13 protein-coding genes are annotated in these 13,965 nt (G+C 41.6%); all 13 read right to left on the bottom strand.

The window, feature by feature from the left end; translation table 11 throughout:
- Nucleotides 1-7: 7 nt before the first annotated feature.
- Nucleotides 8-1,609: a flagellar basal-body MS-ring/collar protein FliF gene (gene fliF / locus IRY55_RS01080; RefSeq protein ID WP_194561409.1), complete on the bottom strand. Its 1,602-nt coding sequence runs from the start codon at nt 1,607-1,609 to the stop codon at nt 8-10.
- 28 nt (nt 1,610-1,637) lie between these two features.
- On the bottom strand, nt 1,638-1,937 hold the full coding sequence (gene fliE, locus IRY55_RS01075) for a flagellar hook-basal body complex protein FliE (protein ID WP_194561408.1): 300 nt from the start codon (nt 1,935-1,937) through the stop codon (nt 1,638-1,640).
- A gap of 36 nt (nt 1,938-1,973) precedes the next feature.
- On the bottom strand, nt 1,974-2,435 hold the full coding sequence (gene flgC / locus IRY55_RS01070) for a flagellar basal body rod protein FlgC (RefSeq protein WP_194561407.1): 462 nt from the start codon (nt 2,433-2,435) through the stop codon (nt 1,974-1,976).
- Between the two features lie 2 nt (nt 2,436-2,437).
- Nucleotides 2,438-2,824 carry a flagellar basal body rod protein FlgB gene (gene flgB, locus IRY55_RS01065; RefSeq protein ID WP_194561406.1) on the bottom strand — a complete coding sequence of 129 codons (387 nt, stop codon included), beginning with the start codon at nt 2,822-2,824 and terminating at the stop codon, nt 2,438-2,440.
- 526 nt (nt 2,825-3,350) lie between these two features.
- Nucleotides 3,351-4,127 (bottom strand): GTP-sensing pleiotropic transcriptional regulator CodY, encoded by a 777-nt coding sequence (codY, locus tag IRY55_RS01060; protein ID WP_194561405.1) that lies wholly within the window; start codon nt 4,125-4,127, stop codon nt 3,351-3,353.
- A gap of 100 nt (nt 4,128-4,227) precedes the next feature.
- Nucleotides 4,228-5,628 carry an ATP-dependent protease ATPase subunit HslU gene (gene hslU / locus IRY55_RS01055; protein WP_194561404.1) on the bottom strand — a complete coding sequence of 467 codons (1,401 nt, stop codon included), beginning with the start codon at nt 5,626-5,628 and terminating at the stop codon, nt 4,228-4,230.
- Nucleotides 5,628-6,167: an ATP-dependent protease subunit HslV gene (gene hslV, locus IRY55_RS01050; protein WP_194561403.1), complete on the bottom strand. Its 540-nt coding sequence runs from the start codon at nt 6,165-6,167 to the stop codon at nt 5,628-5,630. The genes hslU and hslV overlap by 1 nt, the downstream gene beginning before the upstream one ends.
- 13 nt (nt 6,168-6,180) lie before the next feature.
- A complete protein-coding gene (locus tag IRY55_RS01045) occupies nt 6,181-7,071 on the bottom strand; it encodes a tyrosine recombinase XerC (protein WP_194561402.1) in 891 nt (296 codons plus the stop codon).
- A gap of 282 nt (nt 7,072-7,353) precedes the next feature.
- On the bottom strand, nt 7,354-8,664 hold the full coding sequence (gene trmFO / locus IRY55_RS01040; RefSeq protein ID WP_194561401.1) for an FADH(2)-oxidizing methylenetetrahydrofolate--tRNA-(uracil(54)-C(5))-methyltransferase TrmFO: 1,311 nt from the start codon (nt 8,662-8,664) through the stop codon (nt 7,354-7,356).
- Nucleotides 8,665-8,679: 15 nt separating this feature from the next.
- Nucleotides 8,680-10,770, bottom strand: coding sequence for a type I DNA topoisomerase (gene topA / locus IRY55_RS01035; RefSeq protein WP_194561400.1), 2,091 nt, complete (start codon nt 10,768-10,770; stop codon nt 8,680-8,682).
- A gap of 116 nt (nt 10,771-10,886) precedes the next feature.
- Complete coding sequence (dprA, locus tag IRY55_RS01030; protein ID WP_194561399.1) at nt 10,887-11,786, bottom strand: DNA-processing protein DprA; 900 nt, start codon at nt 11,784-11,786, stop codon at nt 10,887-10,889.
- 81 nt (nt 11,787-11,867) lie between these two features.
- On the bottom strand, nt 11,868-12,770 hold the full coding sequence (sucD, locus tag IRY55_RS01025) for a succinate--CoA ligase subunit alpha (protein WP_194561398.1): 903 nt from the start codon (nt 12,768-12,770) through the stop codon (nt 11,868-11,870).
- Nucleotides 12,771-12,788: 18 nt separating this feature from the next.
- Complete coding sequence (sucC, locus tag IRY55_RS01020; protein WP_194561397.1) at nt 12,789-13,949, bottom strand: ADP-forming succinate--CoA ligase subunit beta; 1,161 nt, start codon at nt 13,947-13,949, stop codon at nt 12,789-12,791.
- Nucleotides 13,950-13,965: the final 16 nt, after the last annotated feature.

Raw genomic sequence — 13,965 nt, 5'->3', positions numbered from 1 at the left:
CCCTCCATCAATCTTCAGAAATCCAAGTGCGCAATAACTTCGCAAATTCTTCTGGTTTTTCTCTCGCCATCTTCTCAAGTTGTTTACGTCGGACTGTCGATTCTGTCTCTTGTTCATCATTAATATCATCTACCATTAACTCTTCTTGCTCCTCCAGTGCTAATTGTTGTTCTTCTAACTCTTCACGCTTACGTTTACGTAAGAATAAGATAACTAACACGATGATCACGATGAGTAAAATCATACCTACGATGTACACCCAAAGCGGAATCTTCGTTTCTTTATCGCCAAATTGCGATGCTACCGAGCCATTGAATGGCTGAATCGACACAGCGATCTTTTCGGCGAGCACTTCGTCTGTCAATTCCATATTTTCTTCTTTATGAATAGAGGTGCGAACGATTGTCGTTAAAATTTGTTCGACATCATCTTGTAAGTTTTGTGGAAGTTCTGTCACTTCCCCCTCTTCATCACGAGGTGGGTCGATGATGACCTGAATTCCAATATCTCGTACTTTGTATGGACTTTCGACGATTTCTTTACGCACACGGTTCACTTCGTTGTTAATGGTTTCTTCGAAGCGTTCGTAGTCTCCATTAGAGAAGCCCCATGCTCCATAAGTATCTGTCATATTGTCTGTCGGGTCTCCGCCTTCTGGAGTTCCTTCAGCAATTGGACCATTCCCTGTGAACGTCTCCGTAATTCGTTGAGCGCTCATCGCAATACCTTCCATATTCTCTTCATCGACCGGTGTAACGATATCCTCTTGACGGTTCTCCGCTTTAAAGTCAACCTCTGTCGATACAGTTACCGCTACTTTATCGTGACCCATCATTAAGCCGAGCATTTGTTGCACTTGACGTTGAATATCGCGCTCTATTGACTTTTTCACACTCATTTGATCCGCAAGTTGTGTGCCTGTATGTTTATCTGGGTCTACTTGATCATAAATTTCAGAGAACTGATTCATAATCGTAATGTTTTCGACGTCTAAATTGGGTAAACTTTTAGATACTAGGCTATACATTGCCCGAATTTGTCCTTCTGTAAATTCTTGCCCAGGACTTGTCTTTAACATGATTGCTGCTGTAGCATCTTCATTGACATCCCGAACGAATACGCTCGGTGTTGGCAAAGTTAACATAACGGAGGCGTCTTGCACTCCTTCAATACCTTTGATTAAATTAGCGAGTTCTGTTTGTAATGTTGCTACTTTCAACATATTGAACTCATTGTCTGTCGTTCCAAAACCAGCGTTATCTGCGAAGAACGAGTAGTCAATTGTTCCTGAATTCGGGAAGCCCTCTGACTCCAGCATGACGAGTAATTCATTCACTCGTTCTTTCGGTACTAAAATCGATGTACCCCCTGGTGCGATCTCGTTCGGAACATTCAAAGAATCCAAATGCTCTTTCATTCGTCCAACTTCTGCCCGTGATACATCTTTATACAGCGGAACATATTCTGTTCGCGATAAAAAGAATGTGAGCAGTGCCGCCACTAGAATGATTCCAAGCGCAGAACTAACGTATACAATTTTTTGGGTTTTCGAACGCTTCGACCAGAACTCGCTAACATCAGCTCTGATTTTCGCTACTCTTTCTTTCATTCATAATCCCCCGTTGCCTCGCTTTACATTATAGCGGCATTCTACTAATTTCTTGGTATGCTTCTACTACTTTATTACGTATTTCCAACGTCGCACTAAGTGCAATATTTGCCTTCTGTGCTTCAATCATCACATTATGTAAATCGACATTTTGACCCGCGACGAGTTGCCCTGTTTTAACATCAGATACTTTTTGCATATGATCGACTTGGGCAATTGCTTCTCTTAAATATGTACCGAACGATTGTTCAACTTGCTTAGATTCATTCTGAATTTCGAATATATTTTTCGGTGGAATGACCGCTTGCACAGATTGTATTTTAGGCATTTTGTTCTCCTCCTTTATTTAAAACTTTTCTCATATTTACTTTCCAATTTCTAATGCTTTCATCAACATGGACTTGTTGGCATTGAACGCAGTGATGTTCGCTTCATACGAACGCGTTGCAGACATCATATCAATTGTCTCACGCAATGGATCAACATTGGACATGCGCACGTAGCCCATATCGTCTGCATCTGGATGACTAGGGTCATAGACAAGTTTAAACGGTGTCTCCTCATCTTCGCGAATGCGCGAAACGACTACACCGTTGCCTACTGCATGTTTATGTTGTTTCCCGACCGCAGCATTAAAGAACGATGTGAACTGTCCTTCTTTTGTCGCCATCGTTACTGTTTTACGGCGGTACGGTTCCCACTCACCATTCACACGACGAGCTCGAGTTGTATCGATGTTCGCCATGTTTGATGATATGACATCCATCCGTAAGCGCTGTGCAGTTAGCGCAGATGCTGTCGTTTGCATACTATGGAAAATCGTCATCTTTAACGGCCTCCTTTAATCACTTGTTGTAAACTGTTAAATTTACCATTCAAACGGTCAATGAGTGCATTGTAGTAAATTTGATTCTCCGCCATGTTCGCTTGCTCTTTATCCATATCTACACCATTGCCCGTATGTCTATAGGCTTTCATATATGTGCGAATACTACTTAATTCACCCGAACGGGCAAATGGAATATGTCGTTCGTCCGTACGATATGCTTCTAATTGCTTTGTTTTTGCTTCATTGAAAACATCTTGGAAACTTACTGCTTTCGATTTATAGTTCGGCGTATCTACGTTAGCAATATTTTGCGCAATCGTTTTTTGTGTGAGCGCTGCATAATCTAAACCTTTTTCTAAATTTTGGATTGTTGAGCTAAACAACATCTTTTCTCTCACCCCTTGCTATTATTAAAAATATTAGGACATACACAAATTTTCTATTATCGTCATTGTATCGAAAAATTAGCGTATTTGTCTATACTAAACGGATATTTTATACCGTTTCTCATAATATAAGTCACTGTTTTTTCACGATATCTTCATTTTTTGGGTCTTTAGACTATTTTTTAGTGAAATACCATACTTTTTATAGCAAATATCTATTATCGTTAAACTATTTTTTATTTTTATTTTTTGTTATTTTTTTGACCCAATCCGAGAATGTTATACTTTCTCGTTCACTTATTTTTTCAATACTTTTTATTTTTAAACATAACGAAAAGAAACGAAGTCCTATTGACGCATGCCTAAAAGATTTCTCCGCTTCTCCCCAAAACGACATTTTAGTAAGTCCTTTTCTCCCAAAAAGAAAAAACTTACTTCCAATTACATATTTCACTCACATAAATATTGATTGTATCAGAAAAAAGAAAAAGCACAATGCAGTGCTTTTTCTTCTCATAATCATTCATTAAATTTGGCGTTTTTCTAATTCTGCTAAAAATTTGCTGTTTAATACTTTAATATACGTTCCTTTCATACCGAGCGAACGTGACTCGATGACGCCTGCACTTTCTAATTTGCGAAGTGCGTTAACGATTACTGAACGTGTAATACCTACACGATCCGCTACTTTTGATGCGACGAGCAAGCCTTCGTCGCCATCTAATTCTTTAAAAATGTGCTCAATCGCTTCATGCTCACTATAGGAGAGTGAATTGATCGCCATTTGGACGACCGCTTTACTGCGCGCTTCGATTTCGATTTCTTCCGATTTTTCACGTAAAATTTCCATTCCGACAACCGTTGCACCGTACTCTGCTAAAATGAGATCGTCTTCTGTAAACTCCTCATCCATACGTGCTAAAATGAGTGTTCCGAGACGTTCCCCTCCACCGATAATAGGAACAATTGTCGTTAAACCATTTTGGAATAACTCTTTGTTCTCTACAGGAAAGGCCGTATATTCACTATCGATTCCGATATTTGGTGATGTTTCGTGAATGGTGAATAAACGCGTCGTATAGTCTTCAGGGAATTTTTTCTCTTCAAACATACGTTTAATTCTTTCGTTTTCAATCTTCTGATGAATCTCAAGGCCGAGTAATTTCCCCTTACGGCTGACGATGAATGCGTTACAGTTAATAACGTCACTCAATTGTTCCGCCATTTCTTTAAAGTTGACAGGCTTTCCTGCTTTTTCTTGAAGCATTGCGTTAATTTTTCGTGTTTTCGCTAGCAATGACATGTTATATTTTCCTCCTAATCGTTATAAAACGAACTCTCTATATACAATCTCTTTCCATTTTAACTCTTTTAATTGTCGAAATAAACTCATTTGTTTGAATTTACAAAATAAATCGTGAAAGGTCTTCATCTCCGACAATTTTTTGAAGTTTTTCATCGACATATGGACGGGTGATGAGCACTTCAGTCGGTGCGATATCCGGCGCTTCGAATGATAATTGTTCAAGCAATTTTTCCATGATCGTATGAAGGCGTCGCGCTCCGATGTTTTCTGTTGAATCGTTCACTTCGTAAGCAATTTCAGCAAGACGACTGATCGCCTCATCCTCAAAACGAATCATCACTTCTTCCGTTGCGAGCAATTGCTCGTATTGACGCAATAAAGAATGTGCAGGTTCGCGCAAAATACGTTCGAAATGTTCCACTTTTAATTTATTAAGCTCCACTCGAATCGGGAAGCGTCCTTGCAATTCGGGTATGATATCCGATGGTTTCGAAATATGGAATGCACCCGCTGCGATGAACAAGATGAAATCTGTGCGAACGACACCGTATTTCGTCGTCACTTGTGATCCTTCGACAATCGGTAAAATATCTCTTTGCACACCTTCACGCGATACATCTTGAGATTGTTGTGCTCCGCTACGACTTGCAATTTTATCGAATTCGTCGATGAAGACAATCCCGGATTGTTCAGTCAATTCAATCGCAAGGCGCGCTACTTTTCCTTCATCTAATAGCTTGTCTGCTTCTTCCTCTTCTAACACTTTACGTGCATCTTTCACTTTCATCGTACGCTTCGCCGTCTGGGTCGGCATGATGGAAGACAATGCATCTTGAAGTTGACCGAGTTGCTCAGCGTTTGCACCCGGCATCATGCCGAGCACATTCGATTGTGGCATCGCTACGTCGAGTTCTACAAGTTCTTCTTCAAGCTTCCCGATTCGCAACATCGCACCGATTTCAGAGCGTTTCCGCTTGCGTTCGGTTTCTTCTTGTGGGTCTTCCTGTTCTTCTTGCTGTTGGCCAAATAACATCTCAAATGGGTTCGTCATCCCTTGTTGTTTTTTCTGTTTCTTTTTTGGGACGAGTAATTCTATCAGTCGTTTTTCGGCATTGCGCACTGCTTCTTCTTTCACATCTTCACGCATTTTTTCTTTCACGAGACGAATGGATACTTCTACTAAATCGCGGATAATGGATTCAACATCACGCCCGACATAACCGACTTCCGTAAACTTAGTCGCTTCTACTTTAATGAATGGCGCTTCGATAAACTTTGCCATACGACGAGCAATCTCCGTCTTACCTACTCCTGTTGGACCAATCATTAAAATATTTTTCGGGATGACTTCCTCTCGCACTTCTTCAGGCAGACGCATACGGCGATAACGATTCCTTACCGCTACTGCAATTGCTCGTTTCGCCTCATCTTGACCAATGATATACTTATCTAAATATTCGGTTAACTGTCTCGGTGTATACTGTTCTTGTTTCGTCATTACAGCACCTCCACAATGATGTGATTGTTCGTATAAACACATAATTCCGATGCGGTTTCAAGCGACGCACGCGCAATTTGTTCAGCATTCAAGGAGTCTCCACTATACTTTTTCAATGCGCGACCTGCTGCGAGTGCATAGTTGCCTCCTGAACCAATGGCAAGCACACCATCATCAGGAGCGATCACTTCCCCAGTCCCTGACACTAATAATAATTGCTCTTCATTCATGACGATGAGTAACGCTTCTAATTTGCGAAGCGCACGGTCTCCCCGCCACTCTTTTGCGAGCTCTACTGCAGAACGCTCTAATTGACCATTGTACTCGTTTAACTTTTGTTCGAAACGCTCGAATAATGTAAAGGCATCGGCGACCGAACCTGCAAAACCTGCAAGCACCTTACCATTGTGTAATTTACGTACTTTTCGTGCTGTATTTTTCATGATGACGGCATTGCCCATTGTCACTTGGCCGTCCCCACTCATCGCGACTTGCCCTTTATGATGAATGGCAAAAATTGTTGTTGCGTGAAATTCCATCTATTCTTCCTCCTTACGCTCGCGGATGTGTCCGATCGAGCACTTCTTTTAAACGACTCGTCGTCACATGCGTATACTTTTGAGTCGCCGCTAAGCTTTGATGTCCGAGTAATTCTTGAACGACGCGTAAGTCTGCTCCATTGTTTAATAAATGGGTTGCGAAAGTGTGACGTAATTTATGTGGGTAAAGCTTGCCGTCGAGTGCTGCCTCTTTCATCAATTGAGTTAAAATATACCGCACACCCCGTTCTGTAATCGGTGCACCTTTCATATTGACGAAAAGAAATGGATGTTGTTCTCTTTTCATCAAACTTTGACGAGTTTCTTCTATATATAGGCAGAGTGCATCTTGTGCGAAACTACCAAAAGGTACGTAACGTTCTTTCCGTCCTTTTCCCATAACCCGGACGATACCGTAATCGAGATCGACATGTGAGACTTCCAGTGCGACAAGTTCTCCTACTCGCATTCCAGTCGCATATAACATCTCTACTAAAGCACGGTCTCGAATCATCTTTCGACTTTCTCCATGCAATGACGCAAAAAGAGCTTCCAATTCTTCCTCATAAAAAAAAGAAGGTAATCGTTCTTCTTTTTTCGGATGATATAAAAGTTGAAAGGCTTGATTGTCAATGCCATATGTTTTTTTTGCATAATTGAGGAAAGTTCGAATCGATGTAATTTTGCGTGCTACGGTCGCACGAGCGAGTCCTACATCATACAATTCCGTCACGTATAGACGCGCTTCTTGATACGTCAATTGTGATAAATGAAGTTGTTGACGCTGCAAAAAAGAACCAAATTGTTCAATATCGCTCATATATTCTTGAATCGTATACAATGCATAGTTTTTTTCAATACGCATATAGTTAAGAAATTCTTGCTTTAATGGCTCGAATTCCATACGATCACCTCGATTTTCCGTCAGTCCATTGAATACTATACATGAAAGGTCTTAATTTTCGCAACTATTTCAATGCGGTGGTCAGACTTCTTTGTGTACTGTTCATTACTACGTCACAATTTTAGGCTATTTCGTCATTTTTATCAATTAATTAACATTTGAACGTTTGTCTTTGTAAGCGTCATCTTCTTGAAAATTATATGTGTCTTTTTCACGCGTACATATTTCACCAGTAATTAACACGGAAAATCCCTTTCTCTCCATTGAGAAAGGGATCACTTCCTACTGATTGAGTGTTGTAACAAATTCATCCATCGATGCTAATGCACGCTCTGCATATTTCTCAGCGCGTTCTGCTTTTGAACGAATACGTTTTTCAAGTGGTGGGAATAAACCGAAGTTGACATTCATCGGTTGGAAATTATCTGGGTTCGCTTCCGTAATATAGCGAGCTAAGCTCCCGATTGCCGTTTCGTCTGGCATACGGTAGAGCAATTCTCCTTGCGCTAAACGTGCAGCATTCATTCCTGCGACTAAACCAGAAGCAGCCGATTCTACATAACCTTCTACTCCTGTCATTTGACCTGCGAAAAACAAATTCGGATGTTGACGCATTTGGTACGTCGGCGTCAAAATTTTCGGTGCGTTCATAAATGTATTTCGATGCATAACACCGTAACGAACGATATCGACATTTTCAAGACCTGGGATGAGCGATAACACTTTTTTCTGTTCGCCCCATTTCAATTGCGTCTGGAAACCGACAATGTTATATAGAGTCCCCGCCCCGTCATCTTGACGCAATTGAACGACAGCATACGGTGTTTCGCCTGTCTTTGGATCTTCGAGTCCTACTGGCTTCATCGGACCGAATAATAATGTTTTTTCGCCACGTTTTGCGAGTACTTCGACTGGCATACACGCTTCGAAAAATAAGTTCTTCTCAAAATCTTTCATCGGTGCGACTTCCGCTTCAATTAATGCTTCGTGGAAACGATCAAATTCTTCTTTCGTCATCGCACAGTTTAAATAAGCGGCTTCCCCTTTATCATAACGCGATTTTAAATAGACTTTATCCATATCGAGCGACTCTTTCGTGACGATTGGTGCTGCAGCGTCGTAAAAGTAAAGGTCTGTCTCTCCAGTGAGTGTTTGAATTTGTTCCGTTAACGCTTCAGATGTTAACGGACCCGTTGCGATAATTGTAATACCTTCTGTCGGAATCATCGTCACTTCTTCATTCAACACTGTAATATTCGGATGTTCTTTCAACGCCTTCGTAACGTTCGCCGAAAATTCATGGCGATCCACCGCAAGTGCTCCCCCTGCTGGAACGGCACATGCATCTGCCGCACGAATAATTAAAGAATCCAACTTTCGCATTTCTTCTTTTAAAATCCCTACCGCATTCGTCAACTGATTCGCACGAAGCGAGTTACTGCAGACGAGCTCTGCGAATTGATCGGTATGGTGAGCAGGCGTCTGCTTCACTGGTCGCATTTCGTACAAGCGAACTTGTACGCCGCGATTTGCAAGCTGCCAAGCCGCTTCACTTCCCGCGAGCCCGGCACCAATTACGTTTACAACTTGCATATTTTCCCCTACTTTCTATTCTTGTGGTTCTTCTTTATAGTCACATTCTTCATTTGTACATTGTACTTGTACGCCTTTTTTCAAGCGCTTTTCGACAAGTGTCTGTTCATTACATTTCGGACAAGCACGTGCGATCGGCTTATCCCACGATACGTATTCACACTCTGGATATTGGTCACAACCGTAGAAAATACGACGCTTTTTACTTTTTCGTTCGACGACTTCCCCTTCTTTACATGTCGGGCATTTCACATCAATTTTCTTCACAATTGCTTTCGTATTGCGACATTCCGGGAAGTTTGAACAGGCCATAAACTTCCCGTAACGTCCCATTTTATATACCATTTCAGAACCGCACTTTTCACAATCTTCTCCAGCAGGCTCGTCTTTAATTTCGATTTTTTCCATTTCAGCATCCGCTTTTTCAACATGCTTTTCGAATTCCGTATAAAATGCGTCAATCACTTCTTTCCAAGCGATTTCACCTTCTTCAATACGGTCTAAATCATTTTCCATACTCGCGGTAAACTCGATATCGATAATATCCGGGAAATATTCATTGACCGCCTCGTGGACGATTACACCGAGTTCCGTCGGTACGAAGCGACGCGCATCGAGCGTGACGTAACCGCGCTTTTGAATCGTATCGAGTGTTGGAGCGTATGTTGACGGACGACCGATTCCGAGTTCTTCTAACGTCTTCACAAGACGCGCTTCCGAATATCTCGGAGGTGGTTGTGTGAAATGTTGTTTCGGTTCGATTTCTTCACTTTTTAGCTGTTCTTCTTCTACAAGTTCTGGCAACATTTTTTCATCGACAGGTTGTTCTGTCGCATCGTCATTGCCTTCAATGTATACTTTCATAAATCCGGGGAACTTCACTTGTGAACCGTTCGCACGGAATTTATAATCATTATTCATTAAATCAACTGCGACCGTATCAAGAATTGCTGGAGCCATTTGACTTGCGACGAATCGCTCCCAAATGAGCTTGTATAAACGGAGTTGGTCGCGCGATAAATATTGCTTCATCGCAGCTGGTGTGCGCTCTACAGAAGTTGGACGTACTGCTTCGTGCGCATCTTGAGCATTACTTTTCGATTTCGTTTCTTTTTTCTCCGTTGGGATAAACTCTTCTCCGTACATCGTTTCGATAAATGTTTTTGCTTCTTCTTTCGCTGTATCCGAAATACGTGTCGAGTCGGTACGCATGTAAGAGATCAGTCCGACTGTTCCTGCACGGCCAAGCGGAATTCCTTCATACAATTGTTGCGCGAGCATCATCGTTTTTCGTGCGCGAAAGTTTAATTTGCGCGCCGCTTCTTGTTGAAGCGATGATGTTGTAAAGGGCAATGCCGGATTACGACGACGTTCTTTTTTTACAACTTTCATCACTTCGAAAGGATTGCCTTCTATGGCTTTTAAGACATTTTGCACTTCTTGTTCATTCGATAATTTAAGTTTCTTTTCATCCGTTCCATAGAAAGCTGCGTCAAATTTCGTTTGATCTTTTTCAAATTGCGCCGTAATGCTCCAATATTCTTCTGGAATGAATGCATTAATTTCATTTTCACGGTCGATAATCAATCGAAGTGCGACAGATTGCACACGTCCAGCTGAAAGACCTTTTTTAACTTTCTTCCATAAAATCGGACTAATGTTGTATCCGACGAGGCGGTCTAAAATACGGCGCGCCTGTTGTGCATCGACTAAGTCCATATCGATCGGACGCGGTGTTTTAAATGAATTTTTCACAGCATCTTTCGTAATTTCGTTAAAGACGACGCGGCAATCTGAATCGATGTCTACACCTAATTGATTCGCTAAATGCCAAGCGATCGCTTCTCCTTCGCGATCCGGGTCAGCTGCGAGATAAATTTTCTTCGCTTTTTTTGCTTCTTTACGTAAATCTTGTAAGATCGGCCCTTTACCACGAATCGTAATATATTTCGGCTCATAATTGTTTTCGGTATCAACGCCCATTTGACTGCGTGGTAAATCGCGCAAATGTCCTAAAGACGCTTTTACTGTGTAACGTTTTCCTAAATATTTTTCAATCGTCTTTGCCTTTGCTGGCGACTCGACGATGACTAAATTGTCTGCCATGTACACATATCCTCCCCAGTAGTAGAAGTTTGTCATTCTGTTTGTATTTCAATGAATCGACCTATTCGTCTACTTTTCACTTCTGTTGCAAAATGTATAACAGTTTCAATGGAAAATCAACCATTATTGTATATTCCACGATTTATTTCTCGCTCTTTTCGCAGCATTTCTTGAAATTGTGTCGGTGAAATGACCGGAATCGCCCCTTGTTCAATTAAAGCATTCGGCCCTTCATGAAGCGGGTTTGTAAACGGCCCTGGATAAGCGAAAATCGTACGTCCATGCGATAATGCATAGTCAACCGTGCTCATTGTGCCACTTTTTATTTTCGCTTCAGTGACGATGATACTTTCACTCATTCCTGCAATAATGCGATTGCGTTTCGGAAACATCCAACGTCTTGGTTGCATCGATGGCGGGTATTCTGAAATAATGAGCTCATGCGATTGTAAATGTCGTTGTAACGCTCGATGATGTTTCGGATATGTATTGTACATGCCATGTCCTAAAACTGCAATCGTTCGCACTTTTTGTCGAATCGCTTCTTCGTGAGCCATCGCATCTGCCCCCTGTGCCATTCCTGACACGACTGTATAGCGTTCGTCTGCCAAAATAGGCATAAGTGTGCGAATCCCTTCTGCGCTGTATGACGTCGCCTTACGCGAGCCTATAATCCCAATCATAGCAGATGTTAATAAGCTTACGTCGCCTTGCGCATAAAGTAAAGCAGGCGGGTCAAATGTATGACGTAAAAAGGGCGGATAAAGAGGATGTGTGTAGGCAATGACTTGAATATGCGCCTCTTCTAATTGACGTTCATACGCCTCTATCGAAAATTGTTGCGCTCTTTCAATCCATTCTTCTTTTTCTTTCATAACAATTGGTATATCGAGCCACTCTTCCACTGTTTTTATTTCTTCTTCTACATTTGCATAATATTTAAAGAGTGGTTGAAAAAACCGATAATCTCTCTGCGTTATATAATGAAGGAACACGATAAATTGTTTGAAATTCATGCTCTTTTTTCTCCTTTCTCATTATTTGATTGAACGCAAAATACCCCTCAACCGATTCGATTGAGGGGTATTTTTTATAAATTAGTGAGTTTTACACTTGTCGTATAAACCTTCTTCTTTTAATACTTTAATTAAAGTTTCACCGATTACTGATGGTGTGTCCGCAACTTGAATACCTGCTGCGTTCAATGCTTTAATTTTTTCAGCTGCTGTTCCTTTACCGCCTGAGATGATCGCACCAGCGTGTCCCATACGTTTTCCAGGAGGTGCAGTTTGACCACCGATAAAGCCAACGACTGGTTTCGTCATGTTCGCTTTCACCCATTCAGCTGCTTCTTCTTCCGCTGTTCCACCGATCTCACCGATCATGACAACTGCGTAAGTTTCTGGATCTTCGTTAAATTCTTTTAAAACGTCGATGAAGTTTGTACCGTTGACTGGGTCTCCACCGATACCAACTGCTGTCGTCTGACCGATTCCAGCTTCTGATAATTGGTGAGTTGCTTCATACGTTAATGTACCAGAACGTGATACAACACCTACGTGACCTTTTGTATGAATGTATCCTGGCATAATACCAATTTTACATTCGTCTGCCGTGATAACACCTGGGCAGTTCGGTCCGATTAAGCGTGTATTTTTGCCTTCCATATAACGTTTAACTTTAACCATGTCGAGAACTGGAATGTGCTCTGTAATACAGATTGCCATATCAAGTCCTGCGTCCGTTGCTTCCAAGATCGCATCCGCTGCGAATGGAGCTGGTACGTAAATAACTGAAACTGTTGCGCCTGTTGCTTTTACCGCTTCTTCAACTGTGTTGAAAACAGGTACGCCTGCCGCTTCTGTTCCACCTTTACCAGGTGTTACACCACCGACAATTTTTGTTCCGTATTCTAACATTTGCTCTGTGTGGAAAAGAGCAGTAGAACCTGTGATACCTTGTACGATTACTTTTGTATCTTTATTAATATAAATACTCATCAGTTTACCCTGCCTTTCTTACCCTACGAGCTCAACGATTTTTTGTGCACCGTCTGCCATTGTGTCTGCTGGAGTGATTGCGAGTCCAGACTCGTTCAATAATTGCTTACCACGGTCAACGTTTGTACCTTCTAAACGTACGACGAGTGGAACTTGAAGTTGTACTTCTTTCACAGCTGCGATGACACCTTCAGCAATAACGTCACATTTCATAATTCCACCGAAAATGTTAACGAAGATTCCTTTTACGTTCTCATCTGAAAGGATGATTTTGAATGCTTCTGTCACTTTTTCAGCAGTCGCGCCGCCCCCAACGTCAAGGAAGTTAGCCGGTGAACCGCCGTAATAGTTAATCGTGTCCATCGTCGCCATTGCGAGTCCAGCACCGTTAACCATACATCCGATATTACCATCTAAAGAAATATAGCTTAAGTCATACTTAGAAGCTTCAATTTCTTTTTCATCTTCTTCTGTTAAGTCGCGTAATTCTTGAATGTCTTTATGACGGAAAAGACCGTTCTCGTCGAAGTTGAATTTCGCATCAAGCGCCATTACTTCGTCTTCTTTCGTTACAACGAGTGGGTTGATTTCAACGATTGAAGCGTCTTTGTCGATGAATACATCGTAAAGACCGAGCATGAATTTCGCTGCTTTATTTACTAAGTGTGTCGGAATGTTCATGTTGAATGCCATACGACGAGCTTGGAAACCTGTAAGTCCAACAACTGGATCGATTACTTCTTTGAAGATCTTTTCAGGAGTTGCTTCAGCTACTTCCTCGATGTCCATACCGCCTTCTTCAGAACCCATTAAAACGACTGAGTCTGTTGCACGGTCTACGATTAAGCTGATGTAATATTCTTTCTCGATGTTAGAACCTTCTTCAACGAGCAAACGTTGTACTTCTTTACCTTCTGGTCCTGTTTGTGGCGTTACGAGCACTTTGCCGAGTAATTCTTCAGCGTACCCTTTCACCTCATCTAAAGATTTTGCGATTTTGACACCGCCAGCTTTACCGCGTCCACCTGCGTGAATTTGTGCTTTCACGACATAAACGTCTGTGCTAAGTTTTTTTGCAGCTTCTACAGCCTCTTCTGGCGTAAAAGCAACATGTCCCATTGAAACAGCTACTCCGTAATCACGTAGTAATTGTTTACTTTGGTATTCATGGATATTCATCTTACATCCTCCAATC

It is taken from the genome of Savagea serpentis (genome assembly GCF_015351395.1).
GTDB lineage: Bacteria > Bacillota > Bacilli > Bacillales_A > Planococcaceae > Savagea > Savagea serpentis.
This window is presented reverse-complemented; position numbering and strand designations above follow the sequence as displayed.